18 protein-coding genes are annotated in these 20,442 nt (G+C 41.6%); 9 read left to right on the forward strand and 9 right to left on the reverse strand.

What is annotated here, in order from left to right; translation table 11 throughout:
- The first annotated feature begins 11 nt into the window (after nucleotides 1–11).
- The 7 genes from VF06_RS40105 to VF06_RS00920 all read left to right on the forward strand — a co-directional run bounded on the left by VF06_RS40105 (nucleotide 12) and on the right by VF06_RS00920 (nucleotide 6,485).
- Complete coding sequence (locus VF06_RS40105; protein WP_180267470.1) at nucleotides 12–188, forward strand: hypothetical protein; 177 nt, start codon at nucleotides 12–14, stop codon at nucleotides 186–188.
- A 25-nt stretch (nucleotides 189–213) separates the two neighbouring features.
- Nucleotides 214–1,146, forward strand: a complete 933-nt coding sequence (gene eboC, locus VF06_RS00895) for a UbiA-like protein EboC (RefSeq protein WP_371411486.1) — start codon at nucleotides 214–216, stop codon at nucleotides 1,144–1,146.
- A gap of 169 nt (nucleotides 1,147–1,315) precedes the next feature.
- A complete protein-coding gene (eboE, locus tag VF06_RS00900) occupies nucleotides 1,316–2,566 on the forward strand; it encodes a metabolite traffic protein EboE (RefSeq protein WP_099071890.1) in 1,251 nt (416 codons plus the stop codon).
- 176 nt (nucleotides 2,567–2,742) lie between these two features.
- Nucleotides 2,743–4,119 carry an alkaline phosphatase family protein gene (locus VF06_RS00905; protein ID WP_099071889.1) on the forward strand — a complete coding sequence of 459 codons (1,377 nt, stop codon included), beginning with the start codon at nucleotides 2,743–2,745 and terminating at the stop codon, nucleotides 4,117–4,119.
- 4 nt (nucleotides 4,120–4,123) lie between these two features.
- A complete protein-coding gene (locus tag VF06_RS40110) occupies nucleotides 4,124–4,339 on the forward strand; it encodes a hypothetical protein (protein WP_180267469.1) in 216 nt (71 codons plus the stop codon).
- 175 nt (nucleotides 4,340–4,514) lie between these two features.
- On the forward strand, nucleotides 4,515–6,005 hold the full coding sequence (locus VF06_RS00915) for a catalase (protein ID WP_099071887.1): 1,491 nt from the start codon (nucleotides 4,515–4,517) through the stop codon (nucleotides 6,003–6,005).
- Nucleotides 6,006–6,164: 159 nt separating this feature from the next.
- A complete protein-coding gene (locus tag VF06_RS00920; protein ID WP_180267783.1) occupies nucleotides 6,165–6,485 on the forward strand; it encodes a hypothetical protein in 321 nt (106 codons plus the stop codon).
- A gap of 188 nt (nucleotides 6,486–6,673) precedes the next feature.
- Here VF06_RS00920 and VF06_RS00925 read toward each other — a convergent pair whose 3' ends face one another.
- The 4 genes from VF06_RS00925 to VF06_RS00940 all read right to left on the reverse strand — a co-directional run bounded on the left by VF06_RS00925 (nucleotide 6,674) and on the right by VF06_RS00940 (nucleotide 11,942).
- Nucleotides 6,674–8,017, reverse strand: coding sequence for a tetratricopeptide repeat protein (locus VF06_RS00925; protein ID WP_099071885.1), 1,344 nt, complete (start codon nucleotides 8,015–8,017; stop codon nucleotides 6,674–6,676).
- Nucleotides 8,011–9,450 carry an NB-ARC domain-containing protein gene (locus VF06_RS00930; RefSeq protein WP_244917991.1) on the reverse strand — a complete coding sequence of 480 codons (1,440 nt, stop codon included), beginning with the start codon at nucleotides 9,448–9,450 and terminating at the stop codon, nucleotides 8,011–8,013. Before VF06_RS00930 ends, VF06_RS00925 begins: the two co-directional genes overlap by 7 nt.
- A gap of 240 nt (nucleotides 9,451–9,690) precedes the next feature.
- Nucleotides 9,691–10,869, reverse strand: coding sequence for an RBBP9/YdeN family alpha/beta hydrolase (locus VF06_RS00935; RefSeq protein WP_099071883.1), 1,179 nt, complete (start codon nucleotides 10,867–10,869; stop codon nucleotides 9,691–9,693).
- A 644-nt stretch (nucleotides 10,870–11,513) separates the two neighbouring features.
- Nucleotides 11,514–11,942: a Tery_1686 family protein gene (locus VF06_RS00940; RefSeq protein ID WP_099071882.1), complete on the reverse strand. Its 429-nt coding sequence runs from the start codon at nucleotides 11,940–11,942 to the stop codon at nucleotides 11,514–11,516.
- Between the two features lie 502 nt (nucleotides 11,943–12,444).
- Here VF06_RS00940 and cofG point away from each other — a divergent pair.
- On the forward strand, nucleotides 12,445–13,425 hold the full coding sequence (gene cofG, locus VF06_RS00945) for a 7,8-didemethyl-8-hydroxy-5-deazariboflavin synthase subunit CofG (protein WP_099071881.1): 981 nt from the start codon (nucleotides 12,445–12,447) through the stop codon (nucleotides 13,423–13,425).
- Between the two features lie 10 nt (nucleotides 13,426–13,435).
- On the opposite strand, the gene VF06_RS00950 is transcribed toward cofG, so the two are convergent.
- From VF06_RS00950 to VF06_RS00970, 5 genes are all read right to left on the reverse strand, one after another.
- Entirely contained in the window at nucleotides 13,436–13,732 is a 297-nt protein-coding gene (locus VF06_RS00950; protein ID WP_099071880.1) for a DUF2288 domain-containing protein, read from the reverse strand.
- Between the two features lie 462 nt (nucleotides 13,733–14,194).
- Complete coding sequence (locus VF06_RS00955; protein WP_099071879.1) at nucleotides 14,195–15,232, reverse strand: AI-2E family transporter; 1,038 nt, start codon at nucleotides 15,230–15,232, stop codon at nucleotides 14,195–14,197.
- 273 nt (nucleotides 15,233–15,505) lie between these two features.
- Nucleotides 15,506–16,144 carry a lysophospholipid acyltransferase family protein gene (locus VF06_RS00960; RefSeq protein WP_099071878.1) on the reverse strand — a complete coding sequence of 213 codons (639 nt, stop codon included), beginning with the start codon at nucleotides 16,142–16,144 and terminating at the stop codon, nucleotides 15,506–15,508.
- 418 nt (nucleotides 16,145–16,562) lie between these two features.
- On the reverse strand, nucleotides 16,563–17,117 hold the full coding sequence (locus tag VF06_RS00965) for a peroxiredoxin family protein (RefSeq protein ID WP_099072962.1): 555 nt from the start codon (nucleotides 17,115–17,117) through the stop codon (nucleotides 16,563–16,565).
- 318 nt (nucleotides 17,118–17,435) lie between these two features.
- Nucleotides 17,436–18,047: a peroxiredoxin gene (locus tag VF06_RS00970; protein WP_099072963.1), complete on the reverse strand. Its 612-nt coding sequence runs from the start codon at nucleotides 18,045–18,047 to the stop codon at nucleotides 17,436–17,438.
- Between the two features lie 129 nt (nucleotides 18,048–18,176).
- Here VF06_RS00970 and VF06_RS00975 point away from each other — a divergent pair, with 129 nt between their 5' ends.
- Nucleotides 18,177–20,435, forward strand: coding sequence for an amylo-alpha-1,6-glucosidase (locus VF06_RS00975; RefSeq protein ID WP_099073457.1), 2,259 nt, complete (start codon nucleotides 18,177–18,179; stop codon nucleotides 20,433–20,435).
- Nucleotides 20,436–20,442: the final 7 nt, after the last annotated feature.

Genomic DNA, 20,442 nt, shown 5'->3' on the forward strand with positions numbered 1-20,442 from the left:
GGGCATTGGGCATGGGGCATGGGGCATGGGGCATGGGGACTGGAAAATCAGGATTTATTTTCCTGTCTCCCTTATCTCCCTTGTCTCCCTTATCTCCCTTGTCTCCCTTGTCTCCCTTGTCTCCCTTGTCTCCCTTGTCTCCCTATTTTCAAGGCAGTCATTCTCACAATCTAAAATCTAAAATCTAAAATCCAAAATTCGGGGGGCTGATAAGTGAATGTTGCAAGTTGGAATTTTCAAAGCTGGCGTGGTTATTTTGAATTGATGCGTCCGGCTAATATTGTTACTGCTTGGGCTGATATTTTGGTTGGTTTTGCGGCTTCTGGTGCGGGAATTATTTTGATTAAATTAATTAATGGTGACGCTAATTTTGGAGTTTTAATTCCATTAGCTTGGTTGTTATTAGCAACAACTGGTTTATACGGCGGTGGCATCGTTTTTAATGATGTATTTGATGCTGATTTAGACGCAAAAGAACGACCAAATAGAGCAATACCAAGCGGTCGGGTGTCGTTGAAAAATGCGATTTTATTAGGTAGTTTGCTGTTTGCCATCGGTATCGGAGCAGCTTTTCAAGTATCTTGGGTGAGTGGGGCGATCGCTATCTTCATTACCCTGTCAGCACTGCTGTATAATTCCCTTGCCAAACATCATCCTTTTTTTGGGCCGCTGAATATGGGTTTGTGCCGTGGCAGTAATTTATTATTAGGTGTTAGTGCTGTCCCAGGAATTATTGCAGAACGTTGGTATTTAACACTGATTCCTGTGATTTATATTGCGGCTATTACCGCCATTAGTCAGGGGGAAGTCCACGGGGGAAAAAAGATTACAGGAGTCTTAGCACTAATTTTAATTGCAATAGTTTTGACGGCAATTTTAGCATTAGGAATCTTACCGGAGTATACAGCGATCGCTGCTTTACCATTCGCAATTTTCTTAGCTATCCGTATCCTGCCTAATTTCATCAAAGCCGCCCGCGAACCCTTACCAGAAAATATCCGCAATGCCGTAAAAATCGGTGTATTGTCTCTAATTGTTCTAGACGCCACTGTTGCATCTGGTTTTGCAGGTTTGTATTACGGTTTAGCGGTTTTGATTTTGCTACCAATTTCGATGAAATTAGCACAAATATTTGCTGTTACTTAAAATCCACTCCACACAATTGTCAAAATCTCACGCAGAAGCTCAAAGAAACTTATAGAATTCGTATTTTATTTTTGAAAAAACTCAGTACACTTTGATGCCTTCTTACCTATTCCCTATTCCCTGTTCCCTGTTCCCTCCCTAAGCAAATAATAAATACAGAATGTAGAAAATGAAAATTACAAACAACAACTTCCATTTAACTTATTGCAGCAATATTCATCCCGGCGAAACCTGGGTAGAAGTATTTGCAAATCTCCAAAAATATATTCCCGAACTCAAATCACGTTTATCACCCACGGAACCTTTCGGTATTGGTTTGAGGTTAGCAGATATAGCCGCCAAAGAACTGTTAGCAAATAATCAATTAGCTCAATTCCAAGAGTGGTTAACTCAGCAGGATTTATATGTTTTTACCTTAAATGGCTTTCCTTACGGAGGGTTCCACAGACAAGTAGTAAAAGACCAAGTTTATGCACCAGATTGGTCTACACAAGAACGACTGGACTACACATTAAATCTTACACAAATTTTAGCAACTCTCTTACCCAAAGGACTTGATGGCGGTATTTCTACATTGCCCTTATCCTATAAACCTTGGTGGGGAGAAGACGAAGCAACTCGCGATTCAGTTATCAAAAAAAGTTGTTTAAATTTGGCATCAGTTGTTGAAAATGCAATCCGCATCTGGGAAAAAACAGGAACATTATTACATATCGACTTAGAACCAGAACCAGATGGCTTAATTGAAAATACATCAGAAGTAATTGACTTTTTTCAAAATTGGTTATTGCCTATTGGCGGTAATTATTTATCTCAAAAATTAAATATCGAACAAAGTTTAGCAGAAATTAAATTATTAGAACACATCCGGCTTTGTTATGATACTTGCCATTTTTCAGTTGAGTATGAAGAACCAAATTCTGTATTTAAGCGTTTAGCAGCAGCAGGAATTAAAATTGGTAAAATTCAAATCAGCGCAGCAATTCAAGTGAAAATTCCCCCTGAAATTGAAAAACGTAGTTTAATTGTTGAACGCTTACGTCCTTTTGCAGAATCTACCTATCTTCACCAAGTAATCGAACATCGCACTGATGGTACGCTACATCACTATCCAGATTTAGTGACTGCATTACCTCATTTAGAGCAATCTCTAGCTCAAGAATGGCGTACTCATTTCCACGTCCCAATTTTTATTCGTGATTATCAAATTTTGCAGTCTACCCAAGATGATATTGCTACTGTTTTACATTTACTGCAAACAAATCACGCTTGTTCGCATTTAGAAATTGAAACTTACACATGGGATGTTTTACCACCAGAAATGAAAATAGATTTACTGACTTCCATTGAGCGGGAATATGATTGGATATTAAAAGAATTAGGAAAAAACTCAGAATCCATAAATTATAGCATTTCCTAATTTGCCAAGGTAAAAATCTCTGCGTACCTCTGCGCCTTCCTTTGCGTCCCTATCCTGCGGGAACGCCTAACGGCCGTATGCGTTTCCAAATATTATCTTTACCTCACTTAACAAAAAATCGCTATCAAATTCACAATTCTGATTGTTTGTAAGCAAACACTGAATAAATTAAGTTTATGAAAAAAACTGTTGTTTTAAATGTTGTAGGATTAACACCTAGTTTACTGGGAAAGAATACACCATTTTTATCTACTTGGGCCGCCAAAGGTCAAGTAGTTCCAATCAAACCAGTACTACCTGCTGTAACTTGTTCTGTCCAGGCTACTTATTTAACAGGAAAATTGCCTAACGAACATGGAATCGTAGCTAATGGTTGGTATTTTCGAGATGAATGTGAAGTCAAATTTTGGCGACAATCGAATAAATTAGTACAAGCTCCTAAAGTTTGGGAAATTGCTAAATCCATCGATTCAAATTTCACTTGTGCCAATCTTTTTTGGTGGTACAATATGTATTCTTCGGTGGATTATGCCATTACACCAAGACCAATGTATCCTGCGGATGGCAGAAAACTACCTGATATTTATACCCATCCTAGTGATGTGCGATCGCCAATTCAATCTGATTTAGGTCAATTCCCATTATTTGATTTTTGGGGGCCAAAAACTTCCATTAATTCTAGTCAATGGATTGCTAATTCTGCTAAATGGATTGAAGAACGCTATAGCCCCACATTATCACTAGTTTATCTGCCACATTTAGATTATTGTTTGCAAAAATTTGGGCACGATGAAAAGCGCATTCAAAAAGATTTACTCGAAATTGATGGTGTTTGTAAAGAGTTAATTGAATATTATCAAGCACGAAATACTCAGGTAATTATTCTTTCTGAGTATGGCATTACTCCTGTTAATCAAGCAGTACATTTAAACCGCATCCTGCGGGAAAATAACTTAATTGCAGTGCGGGAAGAATTGGGGCGAGAACTGCTCGATTTTGGTGCTAGTATTGCTTTTGCTGTGGCGGATCACCAAATTGCCCATGTATACGTGAATGACCACGCCTACATTCCCAAAGTGCGATCGCTTTTAGAAGCAACTCAAGGCGTAGCCCAAGTATTAGATGAACAAGGTAAACAAGCCTACCATCTCAATCATCCCAGATCTGGAGAATTAGTGGCGATCGCCGCGCCTAATACCTGGTTTACTTATTATTATTGGCTCGACGACAACAAAGCCCCTGATTTTGCCAGAACCGTAGATATTCACCGCAAACCCGGTTACGATCCTGTAGAGCTTTTCCTCAATCCCCAAATTAAATTTCCTCAAGGAAAAATCGCTCTCAAGTTACTACAGAAACAACTTGGTTTTCGCTACCTCATGGATGTGATTCCTCTGGATGCTTCCATAGTGCGTGGTTCTCACGGTCATATAACCACCTCCACAAACGAAGGGCCGTTATTTATCACCCATCAAACTCACTTAGTTGATAGCGACATCATTGAACCGACGGATGTTTGTTCGTTGATTCTTAAACATTTGGGTAGGGAGTAGGGAGATGGGGAGGTGGGGAGGTGGGGAGATGGGGAGAGGGGGGAGACAAGGGAGACAAGGGAGAAAGATTGCTACCTTGTCTACCTTGTCTACCTTGTCTACCTTGTCCTCTTCCCATCCCCAATGCCCAATGCCCCATGCCCCATGCCCAATGCCCAATGCCCAATGCCCAATGCCCAATGCCCCATGCCCCATGCCCAGTCACCACTCCCATAATTAAGAGATCCTAAAAATACAAAAAAATTGCTGGCAAATCATAGTCATTTCGAGTATGCTTTATATATGAACTCGAAATGACTATGATTTATTGAGTTTAGTCAGTAGGCATCCGTTTATCTACTGACTAAAATATACTGTGGGCAATTTCACTAATTTAATGGAGAAGTTCTTAAGCTATGACAGAACCGCAAAACTTGACAACTGCTGATGGTATTCCTGTTGGGGATAACCAAAACTCGCTAACTGCGGGGGCGCGGGGCCCTGTATTAATTCAGGATTTTCACCTGTTAGAAAAGCTGGCTCATTTCAACAGAGAACGTATTCCGGAAAGAGTTGTTCATGCCAAAGGTGCGGCAGCTTTCGGTACATTTACGGTTACTAATGATATTACACGCTACACAAAAGCCAAGCTTTTTTCTGAGATTGGTAAGAAAACAGAAGTTTTGCTGCGTTTTTCTACAGTTGGTGGGGAAAAAGGTTCAGCAGATGCGGAGCGCGATCCTAGAGGTTTTGCTATCAAGTTTTACACAGAAGAAGGCAACTGGGATATTACAGGAAACAACACGCCGATTTTCTTTATTCGCGACCCCTTGAAGTTTCCTGATTTCATCCATACCCAAAAGCGGAATCCCCAAACCAATTGTAAAGACCACAACGCCAAATGGGATTTTTGGTCATTGAGTCCAGAATCACTGCATCAGGTGACAATTCTGTTTTCAGACCGGGGAATTCCCAAAACCTATCGACACATGGATGGCTTTGGTAGTCATACCTTTAGTTTAATTAATGCTCAGGGCGATCGCGTTTGGTGTAAATTTCACTTTAAGACCTTGCAAGGGCATCAAACCTTGACAGAGGAAGAATCAGGTAAGATTAAGGGTGAAGATCCCGATCATGCAACTCGCGATTTATTTGAAGCGATCGCTCAACAAGATTATCCCAAATGGCGGTTCTGCATTCAAGTGATGACCGAGGAGCAAGCGGCAAAACATCGCGATAATCCCTTTGACTTGACAAAAGTTTGGAAACACTCAGAATATCCTTTAATTGAAGTCGGGATATTAGAGCTAAATCGCAACCCAGAGAATTATTTCGCCGAAGTCGAGCAAGCCGCTTTTAGTCCTAGCGCGGTGGTTCCTGGGGTTAGTTTCTCCCCAGACAAAATGCTTCAAGCTCGGATCTTTTCTTACCCAGATGCTCAACGGTATCGCTTGGGTGGTAACTATCAGCAACTACCAGTCAACCAGCCCAAATGTCCAGTGAGACATTACCAGCGCGATGGCTTCATGGCCTTGGGAAATAACAATGGTAGCGCTCCCAACTACGAACCGAATAGTGCTGAAGGTACGCCGAAAGAAAATCCAGCCTACGCAGAACCACCAAGCCATCTAGGCGATACCACCGTCGATCGCTACAATCATCGTGAAGGAAACGACGATTATACTCAAGCAGGCGACCTCTATCGGTTAATGACTCCCGAACAGCAAGAGCGTCTTGTCAAAAATATCGTTGGTAGCCTGAGCCAAGCAAAGCAAGATGTCCAAATGCGCCAACTTTGCCACTTTTTTAGAGCAGATGTCTCCTATGGTCTTAGTGTCGCTCAAGGGTTAGGTATTGCGATCGATCCTGCAATGCTCAACCATAGTGCTGAAGTCGCAATTTTTTAGTTTCGTAGTAGCGTGACAAAGCTAAAATAGTGCATTAATAAACTCTTGTGGGGTGGGCATCTTGCCCGCCCGTCCGGGTGAAGACACCCATCCCACAATCAAATCTATTGCAATATTTAAGGCTAGACACGCTAGTAGGCTAACGCACCAAAAACCTGGATGCTAGGTTATGTACTTAAGCTAAATTTAGATCCCCGATTTCTTGAAGAAGTCGGGGATTTAATAAATGAAAACAAACTCGTTAATGGAGATAAAAGGCTCTTTAATGGAGTTCAAAGGCTCATTGATGGAGCTAAAAGACTCATTAATGGAGTTCAAAGGCTCATTAATGGAGCTAAAAGACTCATTAATGGAGTTCAAAGACTCTTTAATGAGTATCAAAGACTCATTAATGGAGTTCAGAGGCTCATTAATGAGTATCAAAGGCTCATTAATGGAGTTCAGAGGTTCATTAATGGAGTTCAGAGCCTCATTAACTAGATAAACAAAAATATTAACAGCGATCGCGATCGCTCCCTTCGCCAAGCATATCTTAGAGAAGTAGTTATGGGGGTTGCGATCGCTTTATTTGGCTTGACTGCATTTGCTATGCCATTGTATAATCAAAGATTATGTCTAATTTTTAGACCAAGATTTAAATCCCAAGCGGGTAATACAGCCATTGCAGATTACCTAAATTGCTGAAACCAACGGGAGACAAAAGCAACCATTCTCCTCAACCAAGGCTGACGATTCCGCCGCAAGTATTCTAAATTTTTACCAATGGATATTGTATTGGGATGATTTTCTCCCAACTGTTTTTCAGCGATTTCCAAAGCTTCGATATACAAAGGCTCGGCTTCGCTGTACCTTCCCTGTGAATCGTAGAGGAGTGCCAAATTGTTCAGGCTAGTAGCCACATCGGGGTGTTCATCCCCCAGCAGGCGTTTTGTCATGGCCAAAGCTTGGATATACAAAGGCTCGGCTTCGCTGTACCTTCCCTGTGAATCGTAGAGGAGTGCCAAATTGTTCAGGCTAGTAGCCACATCGGGGTGTTCATCCCCCAGCAGGCGTTTTGTCATGGCCAAAGCTTGGATATACAAAGGCTCGGCATCGCTGTACCTTCCCTGTGAATCGTAGAGTCCTGCCAAATTGTTCAGGCTAGTAGCCACATCGGGGTGTTCATCCCCCAGCAGGCGTTTTCTCATGGCCAAAGCTTGGATATACAAAGGCTCGGCATCGCTGTACCTTCCCTGTGATTTGTAGAGTCCTGCCAAATTGTTCAGGCTAGTAGCCACATCGGGGTGTTCATCCCCCAGCAGGCGTTTTCTCATGGCCAAAGCTTGGATATACAAAGGCTCGGCATCGCTGTACCTTCCCTGTGATTTGTAGAGGAGTGCCAAATTGTTCAGGCTAGTTGCCACATAGGGGTGTTCATCCCCAAAACGTTTTTTAGCAGTTGATAAACTTTGGTCATACCAAGGTAAAGCTTGGTCGTAAGCTCCTTGACCTTCGTAAAATCTACCCAAGCCTATAAAAGGCGAGATTAAATCATCATTACTTAACCAAGCTTGGTAAACTGTGGCGACTTCTGCAAGGTGTGGAATAGCTAGGGTTACTTGAGCAATTTCTATCAATGTGGGTGTCTGAGGAATATCTTTTGCTACGGCTACCATTGCTTGACAATAGCCGTGCTTGAGTTTGTCAGCTTCAGTTAACTCTTCTAACTTCTGCTGCAATAATTCCTGAATGCGTTCGTGAACTTGGTAGGTGTCATCTGCCAATTCTTGCAGCAGATAACGCTCAACTAAAATAGTGCGGTTAGCTTTGAGGTCAAATTCCAAATCGCTAGAACTTGCTGCTGATTCTACCAAAGACCAAGGAATAGGAGCCAAAGCAAATAAACTCAGCAAACAAGCCAATTTTTGTGTTTCTGATTCCAAGCATTGCCAATTCAACTCAAAAGCTGCTGCTACACCAGACTCACCTGCTGATGCTTGCTTTTGTAGCCGTGCGAGGATGTCTGCTAACATAATACTCTCCCTGGCTCTCGTTGCAGTGCTGCTATTTGGTAAAGTCCAATTGGTACATAATTCACAAATCGGCAAAGACTTTTAGCAAACTCTAATTCTTTCTCAACCTTATCTTTTCCCAGCAGAGTTGTTAATAATTCTAAGGCTGCATCTGTTGACAATTCACCTAACGGTAGTGATGGATATGTTAACCCTGAATTTAGACGAGTGGTAATCAACACCTTAAACCGAGAACCTTTAGGTGGTAGATAAGGTTGAATTAGCTTCCAGTCTTTGACATCATCAAATATTAATAAAACTTTGCCAGCTTGCCAGTTCTTCCAGCAATAAGCAACTTGACCTGCTAGGCTTAATCCATTCGGTGGATTAAAGTTAGGAAAATTCACAACTCCAAACTCTACTAACTGGGTTTCCAAATCAACACCTTGGGGATTTAACCAACAACGCCCACCAGAATAATCTTCCAAATATTGTTCTGAGTATTGAATAGCTAACTCTGTTTTACCCACGCCACCTTTCCCAGTCTCATCGCTAATTACCACAACATCATTTGTTTGCAATAGCTGACGCAATTGTTCTATTTCTTCATCCCTGCCAACAAATTTACGCGCTTGACTCTGTGGAATATTATGCGGAATCTCAAAGGGGTTGAAATGAGATTTTTCAATATCTCCATCCCAATTACGGGAATAAAAATAAGTCGGCAGTTGTTTTTTCTCTAAACTAATAAATCGCTGCTTAACTGCTTCTGTTACTTCCCTCATATCCGGGGGAAAAGTCCCATTAGCTGATGCAAAAGCCTCTCTCACAGCTTGAGAAAAGTATCCTGTTTGATTTTCAGAATTTACCTTAGCTTGCTCTCCTTCCCGTGTAGCCAATAACACAAATTGTTGACTATCTTTATGTGGCTGTCCGCTCAAAAAAGCTTTGCTACCTAAATTAGTTGGTCTTCCCTTGGACTCTAAAAAATAATTGGCACAGGCATCAATAATACAAATATGATTGCGAATTTTAAATTTATCTGAACTCAGTAACACTAATAAAGAATTCAAATCTAAATTCTGCCAATTGTGGTTATTTGCATCAGCAAAAAACAACCGACGCTCTCGTTGTGAGGTAATCAAACCATGTCCCGCCCAAAAAATGTAGAGTAAATCCCCCGATTTTGAGGATAAAAAGTTAGTTACAATGTCGCAGATATTTTGCTCTGTTGCTAACTCTACATTTAATCCACATTCCCCAATTAACTGCTGATTTTCTGCCAGTGCTGATAAACATAACCGGATATTCTCCCTCGGTACACCATGCCCATGCAGCCAACGAGCAAATTTCAGCGCGTCATCGGCTGGCCCCCCACCCAGCACATTCCAAGCAGTTTCGTGGTACTTTTCAATACCCACAATTAACCCAAATGTCCGCTCAGGTTTAGCCATCAGCTGCATGATGACTTAGCCTCTCACGTGATGGGGAAAATGACCTAATATCATGTCCGCTTAATTGCTTATTAAACTCGAAGAACCCCAAAGAGCCAAAGCTATGCTTTGTCTTTCCTCCCCGCAGGCGGGGAGGGGTTGGGGGTGGGGTGCAATAACTGTGGGAATCATAACTAATGATTTGCCTTGTAGGAGAGAGGTTTGGAGAGGGGTTTTCTAGATTCCGTAAAAAATAAACCATTATGGCAACCTCGGAATAATTGCCTCCCAGGTTTTGGTATTTGTCCAATAAGCACCGTGGGAACGGGGAAAGGGTTGTCTGCTATCCACTACCACATCCTGCACTCTATCGGGGAAAATTTTCTTGCCAACGTAACTGAGAAAATCCCGTAAATCGTAGATATTCAACCATTGCTGCGGGAAATGTTCTGGTAATAACTGCCCATATTCTAAGCTATAGAGGGCGTTAATCTCATATAAAAATGGTGCTTGGGAACCAACTGTTACTAATAATTCCACCTGAGATAACTGTTGCTGCACTAGCAAATCTACACAAGCGATACCCCCCAAGCTATGGGCGATTAAAACCACTGGCGGTTGTGCTTGTTCGATTTGTTGCTGAATAAACGCCCTGATTTTTTCACCCCGCGCCTGATATAGCAGAATATCCCCAGGCATAGGGGAAATTTTATCAGTTAACTCAAAGCGGTTGCCTTTGATATAGTTTGTTCCCATAGGTAGGGCTAACTCAACAAGTGGCTTTAACAACCAGCGACCTAACCCTAATTCCGCCTCTGTCAAAGCCAGAGTCAGCAATTCCACAACTTTATCGCGCAATTGAGCATCGGTGAGTATGGGGGGAAATATTTCTTGCTGTTCGCTAAGAAACATTGCTTGAGCCACAATTGCCCTAGCGATCGCTCCATAATATTCACTCAAATCAGACTCCGAAACTGTAAGCAATGCCCGTTCATACGGTTCGCTGCGGATAACAATTTCTCGCGCTTGTTCAAACACCTCTGTAATTCCCGCCTCTTGCAACTTAGCTTGCAGTTGAGACACCGGAGTGAAACTCGCTACACGAGATTGTAAAATATCTCCTGGTTCTTCCCCAAAGGGATTTCCTGACTCAATCGGCTTCAAAGACAACAGCCGCAATTCATACAGAGGATCGCGGTATAATTGTCGCCACAGGATAATATCTGCGTCTTCTTCTTTTTGAGATAAAGCCAGTGTGGCATCTTCTAAGGGTATTGATGCCCCATGAGCATTGAACTTTGCACCTAATTCACCCCAAAGACAAGGAGCAACTTTAACGTCAGGGCGTTGGGCGTGAATCTTTTGCTCTATTATCTCAAAAGTTTGATTGTATTCTCGTTCCCTAATGCCTGTGCCATGTACAAATATTACAGTGGTCATTGTTATTTAGCGATCGCCAAGCTTCTCCTCTGTATTATTCATCAAAACTCCTGGGTTTCAAACCCACGAGTTTACGACGTATTTAAGTTTTTATCCCACTCAAATTAAAATAGAACAAAAATAATAAACGATGCAGCGAATTCAATAAACGATGCAGCGAATTCAATAAACGATGCAGCGAATTCAATAAACGATGCAGCGAATTCAACAAACGATGCAGCGAATTCAATAAACGATGCAGCGAATTCAATAAACGATGCAGCGAATTCAACAAACGATGCAGCGAATTCAATAAACGATGCACCGAATTCGATGAATGTATAATAACGTTACAGCAAACTTACTCAATTACTAATTAATCCGGAGTCACCCCACCCCGGCTTTGCTAAAGCAAAACCTCCCCTCCCCGCCTGCGGCTACGGTGTACACACAAGTCTTGAAATTACACCTCACACTTGGTTTCGTCGTCTATCCCTAAGCTGTTGGATCGCTCCGAAAGCCTGTCATTGCGAGGAGGAACGACGAAGCAATCGCAAAAACCACGGGATTATGCGATTACTTCTCTACGAGACGCTTCGCGAACGCTTCGCTCGTAATGACAGTTAAAATGGTCTTTACATGACTATCTACTTAACTAGGAATTTTTAATCACTAGGCTTATTAAATATTTCTATAATTTGGCGACAAATGTGTTTGAGTTTATCCTCAATTTCACCAGAAGGCGAAGATGCGCCGACAACACTCCAGTTTTCTACTGTGGAAAGTCGCCACGCTTCACCACGATGATCGAAGCCAGCCACCTCTACACCGATCGCTCGCCGTGAATTGTTGATGGGATCTTGATAAAATCGAATTTGGATTAATACGCTGCGACTTCGCCAAGATTTGCTAATACCAGGAAAGTGAAAGCCAATATCTATAGAATCCGGATCGACTAACTCCCTGGTTTGGGGGTCATTCTTCCAGGGTTTGAGGTCAGATTTGGCATCAGGAAACTCGAATTTGAACAAATTAACTACCGTAGCAATCTTGCTGGCGAGTTCTAGGTTAATTGCTTGTTCAGATGCGTTCACTAAAAACCACTCCTATATTGCGTCGGCGTCTGGGGAAATGTAATGATAAGAAAACCGCCAGAATGCTTATACTATTGGTGTTTCAGCTTATCAAGCCCTTTAAATTTTCGCAACTTTAAATCAAGTTTTTCTAACAATATTCCAATTAACGAATGCGAAAAATTCCTTGTTGTTGAAACTAAATGACACTTATTAAGCAATTATACTTAAAATTTTCTCAAAAGTAGTTAAGTTCATCGTGCTTATAAAAAAGAATGGATTTCGTGTTGAGTGTTGACGGCGACGCCTCCGTTGGTGTCAAGTTACAGCAATTTTCAGGTAAATACACCACGCGGTAGAGACGCAAAGCCTTGCGCCGTTACAATGATTCGGTTTGAAAATGTATATTCCATTCAATTAAAAATCGCCATAACGCAAAACGGGCGGTTAGAAAGTGCGTCTACACAAACTCTCGCCACCTGCGTGGGTTTCAAAATTTTTTAGTTGTTAAATATTACTCTTGATGACAATTAATAATTCTCGCATTGTTACCTATAGCCCTGCTTATACCATTGTTCCTACTTACGAGTGCTTTAATCGCTGTAGCTACTGTAACTTTCGCGCTGAACCAGGTAAAAGTCCTTGGATGAATATTTCTGACGCAGAAAGTATTTTCAAATCACTCGAAAGTGAAAAAGTTTGTGAAATTCTGATTTTAAGCGGTGAAGTGCATCCCCATTCACCAAAGCGTCAGGCGTGGTTTCAAAGGATTTATGATTTATGTGAATTAGCACTTTCAAGGGGGTTTCTACCACACACCAATGCAGGGCCATTGAGTTTTGCAGAGATGGAAATGCTCAAGGGTGTAAATGTTTCAATGGGGCTGATGTTGGAACAATTAACCCCAACATTATTAAATACCGTGCATCGACATGCACCGAGTAAATTACCACAAGTGAGACTGCAACAATTACAATGGGCGGGAGAGTTGCAGATTCCTTTTACAACAGGATTACTTTTAGGAATCGGAGAAACTGTTAATGATTGGTGGGAAACATTAGCCGCAATATCTGAATTGCATCAGCGCTACCATCACATCCAAGAAGTAATTTTACAGCCTCATAGTCCTGGACTTCAACAAAGTTTTAATGCACCGCCTTTCAACCCCCATCAATTACCAGAAGTCATCGCTAAAGCACGCGAAATTTTACCAGATGATATTACAATTCAAATTCCACCAAATTTAATTAAAGATGACCAATGGTTACTTGCTTGTGTAGAAGCTGGTGCGCGAGATTTGGGGGGAATTAGCCCAAAAGATGAAGTTAATCCTGATTATCCTCATCTTCAAGAGCAGGTTTTGAGAAAAATCTTACAACCTATGGGATGGGAATTGATTGAGCGTTTACCAGTTTATCCCAAATTTGATGGATGGTTATCCCAAGAGTTACAAACGTCAGTGAAATGGTGGCGAAATACTTTTAAATCCCCATCGCAAGTTTGAAAATTTTTCGTTAAGCTGCAATGATTTCTTGGACTAAAACATAAGGCTGGACGATGAGAGTATTAAATCGCTTGGTGACATTAGTATTCCATTCTCCCAACTGTGCTGTAGTGGGTTTGGTAATCAATTTTTCATTAATCCATTGTTCTACCGATGGAGTATTATCATTTGCGATCGCTACCCCAACATCCACTAAGTTTAACTCAAGCGCTACCAAAATTACTGCATCTCGCTGCACATGAGGAATCAACCATTCCCACTCTGCCTCGTCCAAGGTTTCTGTTAATTCTGCTCTCAAATCCGACATATTTTTTTAGTTTCTATTCCCTAATAGACTATTTTACATACATTAGTCACAGCAGATTCGGAGTTTACAATACACAGACTCTTATAAGAGTTTGTTTGAAAAGTGGTTAGCTGTGATTTTAATTACCTCCCTTAATCCCTGCTTGGTAAGAGGAGGGAAACAAGAAAATCTAATTCCCTCTCCTTTATAAGGGCAGGTTAGGGTGGGGTAAAAAATATTTGATACATCAATCATGACTTTTCAAACATCCTTTAAGGGCGAACAGCCGTTCGCCCCTACCCATGTAATTCATTTACCTAAAAAACGCTGTATTATTTCCTAACTCCAACCTCCTAACTCCTAACTCCTAATTCCTAACTCCCAACTCCCAACTCCCAACTCCCAACTCCTAACTCCTAATTCCTAACTCCTAACTCCTAACTCCCAACTCCCAACTCCCAACTCCCAACTCCTAACTCCTAATTAAACCTCAGATTTCATTTCCTCAATCTCAAACAAAGACACAATTACTCCTGCTATGGGAATAGCGATAAAAACACCCAATAATCCTGCTACTCTAGCGCCTACTAACAAAGCAAAAAATACTACTACAGGATTCAGATTTAACGCACCTTGCATAATTCTTGGTGCAATCAAATTGTCTTGTATCTGTTGAAGAATAATACAACTTACCAATACTTTCACTGCTAACCAAAAACCTTGAGACAATACAAATAAAGTTACAATACTGATTGCTAATGTTGCACCTATGCCAGGAATAATATCAATAATCCCCACAATTACTGATAATAATAAAGCAAAAGGTACTTGTAATATTAAGAAAACTAAGAAAGTCGCACTTGTAAGAAATAAACTTAATAAAAATTGTCCTCTAAAAAATCCCAGAAAGGCGCGTCTAATAACTCTAGTAAATCTGTCGCGGCGGTGTTTTGGGACTATTTTTAATATAAAGTTCCATAGCTTTTCGCCATCTAACAACATAAAAAAAGCTACGACTGCAATTAATATAAAAGTGACAAAATTGGTCAAAAATCCTTGTAATATAGTTAAACTAGTAACTACACCTGATATAGCTTGATTGCGTAATTGTTCTTGAACAAAACTTAAATCTATATTTAAATTGCGACTGCGTAAAAAGTCTTCTAATTTGTCTAATAAGGGTAATAAAGAATTTAAAAATCCAGTGATACTATCAATTAATTGTTGTCCTTGAGATAAAATTGTTAAACCGACGGTTATTATCACACCGCCAATAATTACAATACTCAGCAAAAAAACCACACCAACTGCTACACCGTGGGGCAAAAAACGCCGCAGCCATTCCACAGGATAGCTGAGCAAAAAAGCCAAAATAGCAGCGAATGTAAAAATAACGATGACTGCTTCAAAGTAAGCTAAAAGTTGTACAATTGCCCATCCAGAAGCAACTAAGAGTAAAAAGCGGACTAACGCCAGATTGTTTAATCGTTGCCACAAATTTTTGGCATCAAAGCCGCTCATGTTAATTTGGGATTTTAGATTTTAGATTTTGGATTATTCAAGTCTTGAAGAAAAAGTGTTACTGAAATGTTCAGTAAAACTATTGGCAAACTGGTGGCTTCCAAGTAAAAAATATTTCTTTGCTAGTGTTAACTGTTGCCTGTTGACTGTTGACTGTGAACCGTCAACGACTATGCGCTGTTATTTATTTTTTTGGAGTTCCATTGAACTTTAGATTAAAAGAATGTAATAGCGATCGCCACCCCCTAAAGTATATATTTCAACTTTTCTAACTCATCGTCCTAAATCATGCATTTGATTAATTACAACGGTACACTTTTGTGCCAAAGCTTCTAACTCTTCTTTATTGCTGGAACTGGGAGCAGCAATTAAGTTACCAATTCTTACCGTTACGGGAACTGCGCGGGGTATTTTCGAGCCTTTTTCTAAAATTGCTTCAGTACCCCAAACACTTACTGGTAATATTGGGGCTTTGGCTTTCGCCGCTAACAGCAGCGCACCTCTTTTTGGGTCTGTAATTTTACCGTCTGGGGTGCGAGTACCTTGCAAAAAAACACCCACAGCCCAACCATTATTTAGGTATTCTAAGGCTGCACGGATAGCATTGCGATCGGCGCTTCCCCGACTCACTGGGTAAGCACCATACAACTTGATTGCTTGCGCCAAAACAGGGATTTTAAATAATTCTTCCTTAGCCATGTACGCCACTGGACGGCGTACACAATTAGAGACAATTGGCGGGTCAAAGTAACTAGCGTGATTGCTTACCACCACTAATGGCCCAGATTCAGGTACATTTTCCGCGCCATAAATGTTACCCCGAAAGTAAGCGTGAAGCATGGGGCTAACGACTGACCATTTAAAGGCGTGGTAAAGTGCCAGACTAATAAACGGTTCGCGGTTTTTGTCCACAGAAGGTAATGCCAATTAGACTGACATTTAGCATAAGCGATCGCAACGCCCAAGGCAAACGCATTCAAGGGGATGAGGCAATATGGTTCGGGGAAAGGGGAAAGGGGAAAGGGAAAGGGGAAAAGGGGAAAGGGGAAAGGGGAAACCTTAACACCTTACCCTTTTCCCATCTCTACCCTTGACAAAGTTAGGGTGGGGTAAAAATATTTGATACACTACTATAGACTTTTCAAACATCCTTTTAAGTAACTCAAAAAATAAATTATTCCAAAATTCCTAGACTCAATACACTATTTTTCTCACCTCCAGTCTGCCTACACATTTTTTTTAATTGTAAGTCTCTGAGGTAGGCTCTTGAAGCACATCCAGAGATTTTAGAGGGTGTTAAATTATCCCTTGATTTAGGAATTTCCAAACATCAATTATTTTCTGAGATACCGATGAATTGTTGTAATAATGTTTCAACACTAGCATTATGATCCAGAAAAGAAAATAAATGCCAATATCTAAGTTTTCCTTCCTTATCTAATACAAACTGTGCTGGTAAAGGCGCTCCCAAAGCTTGTCCTACATTATAAGTACGAAACACTCGGCAACTTGGATCGCTAAGTAACGGCATTTGTAAACCCAAATCTCTTACAACTATTTGACTTTGCCGTTCATCAGTACTAGTAATCATCAAAACTTCGATTCCACGATTTTTAAATTGTTCGTAATTTTCAGTCAAAGCTTTGATGTGAGGATAACAAAAAGGGCAATATTGCTTTTCAGTAAAGATACGAGTAAAGGCAACTAAAACTGGTTGCTTACCTTTATAGTCAGACAACTTTACTAAAGTACCGTTAGTGATATCCGGTAACTGAAAATCTGGCGTTCCTACACCTAATCTCAGTTGATTTGTAGCTGGAACTGGTAAAAAATTGCGAAAGAATCGCTCGTTTAATAACCCACTAAAATCAGTTGAAGTCAGCATATTTTTATTTTTTGATTATTTAAAACAATTGGATATGGGGCATGGGGCATAGGACAGTCAACCGTCAACAGTCAACCGTCATCTCTCCAATCCCCAATCCCCATTTCCCCTTTCAATGACAAAACCACACATACATTAGACCTTTTGCAAAAGTGCTTTTTGCAAGAGATGGAAAAAGGGGTGCATGTTAAAGGGGAAAGGGAAAACACAAAACTTTTCCCCCTTTCCCCTTACCTTTTTCCCGACTTATGCAAGAAGTCTATTCCTTGTTTATCTGTGGTTATTGTTGATTGCTGGATTAACTCCAGCAAATCTAATCTAGACAGCAGAGAAGTAGACTTTGGACTTCACTGGGTCGGGATTCATTGTTTTGTCACCAGGTTGCCAACCAGCTGGGCAAACTTCATCTGGGTGAGATTGAACGTACTGAATAGCTTGCAATGTCCGCAGGGTTTCATCAACGCTACGACCAAAAGCTAAGTTGTTAATTGTAGCGTGCTGTATGATACCATCTTTGTCGATGATGAACAGACCGCGCAAGGCTATGCCTGCTGCTGGGTCAAGCACGTTGTAAGCTGCGCTAATCTCTTTCTTGATGTCGGAGACTAGAGGATAATTCAAGTCGCCTACGCCACCAGACTTACGATCGGTTTGAATCCAAGCGAGGTGGGAGAATTCGCTATCTACGGAAACCCCAAGGATTTCCGTATTAATTTTCTTGAATTCTTCGTAGCGATCGCTAAATGCTGTAATTTCAGTAGGACAAACAAACGTAAAGTCTAGGGGGTAGAAAAACAGGACGACATACTTACCACGATAATCGGAAAGTTTGATTGTCTTGAATTCCTGATCCACCACAGCTGTTGCTGTGAAATCGGGAGCTTGCTGACCAACGCGGAGGCTTCCTTCTGTTCCGTAACTTAGAGACATTAACTTATTCTCCTTTATCGGTTTACTAGCGTTGGAGTTTGGGTCTGGTAAAACTCACCCATCCACGCTTTACAGTTTGATTACAATCTGTTACGACTATATCATACTCATAACGATTTTGAGTAGCAAATGTCTGATTTAGATACAAGAGAATGGTTACTTACCAATGGTCTAGGAAGTTTTGCCAGTGGTACAGTTTCTGATATCCGCACGCGCATATATCACGGTTGGCTGTTTGCCGCTAAAAATCCTCCTTATGAGCGTACTTTACTGTTATCGCACCTCGAAGCTAGCTTGGAAGTATCAGGGAGCGTTATCGGACTAGGGGCAAATATTTGGGGTAACGTTCAGATAGAGCGGGGTGGCTACGAACTGTTACGCTTCTTTGATATTAACCCAGTTCCAAAATGGATTTGGGGGCAAGATAACTGGCAATTAACTAGACAATTGGTGATGCCTTATGGTTGGGAAGAAAGCAGGGAGCAGGGGAGCAGGGAGCATGGGAGAATATATAGCGACCAACGCCCAATGCCCAATGCCCCTGTCCAATTTTGCGATCGCATTCTCATCCAATATCGCTACGAGGGAAGCGAACAAGCAATTTTACGACTGCGATTGCTGATAGCAGAACGTGACTTTCACCATCAACAGACCTTTGACTCAGAATTACAATTCTCCCAACTGCTTGGACAACAACAAGTCTGCCTGCAAGCAAGAAAATCTCAGCATTTTGGCATACCTTGGCACTTGCGCTGGACAAAAGGAAATTATCAATCAGATGCAGTTTGGTATTGGAATTATCGATTTTCTGAGGAAACAAAACGGGGATTAGCCGATAAAGAAGACCTACACAGTCCTGGTTACTTAACAGTGACACTCCAACCAGGAGATGCAGTAACTCTAGAAGCACGATTAGGTTTTCCCAACCCACTATTAGGTGTTCTCACCTCCGAAACCTTTGCAGAAGCCGTGGAAGCAGAACAGGAAAGGCTCTCTCAGATTTTTGGATGGAGTGGGACAGGTGGTATGGAGGATGGGGAGATGGGGGGATGGGGGGATGGGGAGACAAGGGAGACAAGGGAGACAAGGGAGCAAGGGAGCAGGGGAGATGAGTTTTTCCTCTCTGCCCCATGCCCAATGACGCCACTTGCTCCACTTGGGGAGACCCCAAGACCGCAGTGGCTCCCCAATGCCCAATGCCCAATGCCCAATGCCCAATGCCCCATGCCCAATGCCCCAATTATCCAACAATTACTCAAGGCGAGCGATCGCTTTATCGTCTATCGAGCTTCAACAGCATCCCCGACGGTGATTGCTGGTTATCACTGGTTTAATGATTGGGCGCGAGATACATTAATTGCCTTACCGGGATTGACTTTAGTTCCGCAGCGCTTTGAGTTGGCAAAAGAAATATTGCGATCTTTTGGGCATTACTGTCGTCACGGTTTAATTCCTAATGCCTTTCCGGATGTGGATCGAGAGCCATTTTATAACAGTATTGATACGCCTCTTTGGTGGATTGAAACTTTAGGACTTTATTTGGAAGCTACACAAGACTGGCAATTTTTGGCAGAGCAGTTTTCTGTAGTCCAGCAAATTCATAAAGCCTTTATTGGTGGCACACGCTATAACATCCAGGCTGATGCTACTGATGGATTGATAGGTTGGGATGCTCGTGGTGTAGCCTTAACTTGGATGGATGTGGTGATTGGGGCAAACCCTGTTACTCCTCGTCGCGGTAAGCCAGTGGAAATCAATGCGCTGTGGTATTCTGCTTTGTGTTGGTTAAGTCAGTGGGCAGAACGCCTAAGTCAGCTTGAGTTTCGCGAACCCGTGCGTCTTAGCAAACAAGCAAAGCGTTATGCTCAGCAAGCACAACTAGTAAAAAATTCCTTGCAAAAGTTTTGGAATCCCCAACTTGGTTATCTCTACGATACTATCGAGCCGGACGATCGCCGAAATTTTCAAATTCGCCCCAATGCTGTTTTGGCGTTGTCGTTGCACCATTGTGGATTTTCTGAACATCAAGGCTGTCAAATACTAGATTTGGCAACTACCAGCTTGCTGACTCCCTATGGTCTCCGCAGTCTCGATCCCGGAGACCCGGAGTACAAAGGGAAATATGAGGGCAACCAAGAGCAACGCGATCGCGCTTATCATCAAGGTACTGTTTGGCCGTGGTTAATTGGCCCGTACATTCGTGCTTGGCAACGTTTTTATCCACAACAAGCACTACCTTTTGATTGGCAACCCCTGATAGATCACTTTTTATTTGCCGCTTGTATCGGTTCTATTTCTGAGATTTTTGATGGCGATTCACCCCACACACCAAGGGGAGCCATCGCTCAAGCTTGGTCAGTTGCCGAAGTCATTCGCCATATTCAATAGTGCCTAT

Source organism: Nostoc linckia z4, assembly GCF_002608075.1.
GTDB lineage: Bacteria > Cyanobacteriota > Cyanobacteriia > Cyanobacteriales > Nostocaceae > Nostoc > Nostoc linckia.

Excerpts from the sequence above, each read along its gene's own strand:
- VF06_RS40105 (WP_180267470.1), top strand. The coding sequence starts at position 12 with ATGGGGCATGGGGCATGGGGCATGGGGACTGGAAAATCAGGATTTATT.
- eboE (WP_099071890.1), top strand. The coding sequence starts at position 1,316 with ATGAAAATTACAAACAACAACTTCCATTTAACTTATTGCAGCAATATT.
- VF06_RS00905 (WP_099071889.1), top strand. The coding sequence starts at position 2,743 with ATGAAAAAAACTGTTGTTTTAAATGTTGTAGGATTAACACCTAGTTTA.
- VF06_RS40110 (WP_180267469.1), top strand. The coding sequence starts at position 4,124 with ATGGGGAGGTGGGGAGGTGGGGAGATGGGGAGAGGGGGGAGACAAGGG.
- VF06_RS00915 (WP_099071887.1), top strand. The coding sequence starts at position 4,515 with ATGACAGAACCGCAAAACTTGACAACTGCTGATGGTATTCCTGTTGGG.
- VF06_RS00920 (WP_180267783.1), top strand. The coding sequence starts at position 6,165 with ATGCTAGGTTATGTACTTAAGCTAAATTTAGATCCCCGATTTCTTGAA.
- VF06_RS00925 (WP_099071885.1), bottom strand. The coding sequence starts at position 8,017 with ATGTTAGCAGACATCCTCGCACGGCTACAAAAGCAAGCATCAGCAGGT.
- VF06_RS00930 (WP_244917991.1), bottom strand. The coding sequence starts at position 9,450 with ATGGCTAAACCTGAGCGGACATTTGGGTTAATTGTGGGTATTGAAAAG.
- VF06_RS00935 (WP_099071883.1), bottom strand. The coding sequence starts at position 10,869 with ATGACCACTGTAATATTTGTACATGGCACAGGCATTAGGGAACGAGAA.
- cofG (WP_099071881.1), top strand. The coding sequence starts at position 12,445 with ATGACAATTAATAATTCTCGCATTGTTACCTATAGCCCTGCTTATACC.
- VF06_RS00950 (WP_099071880.1), bottom strand. The coding sequence starts at position 13,732 with ATGTCGGATTTGAGAGCAGAATTAACAGAAACCTTGGACGAGGCAGAG.
- VF06_RS00955 (WP_099071879.1), bottom strand. The coding sequence starts at position 15,232 with ATGAGCGGCTTTGATGCCAAAAATTTGTGGCAACGATTAAACAATCTG.
- VF06_RS00965 (WP_099072962.1), bottom strand. The coding sequence starts at position 17,117 with ATGCTGACTTCAACTGATTTTAGTGGGTTATTAAACGAGCGATTCTTT.
- VF06_RS00970 (WP_099072963.1), bottom strand. The coding sequence starts at position 18,047 with ATGTCTCTAAGTTACGGAACAGAAGGAAGCCTCCGCGTTGGTCAGCAA.
- VF06_RS00975 (WP_099073457.1), top strand. The coding sequence starts at position 18,177 with ATGTCTGATTTAGATACAAGAGAATGGTTACTTACCAATGGTCTAGGA.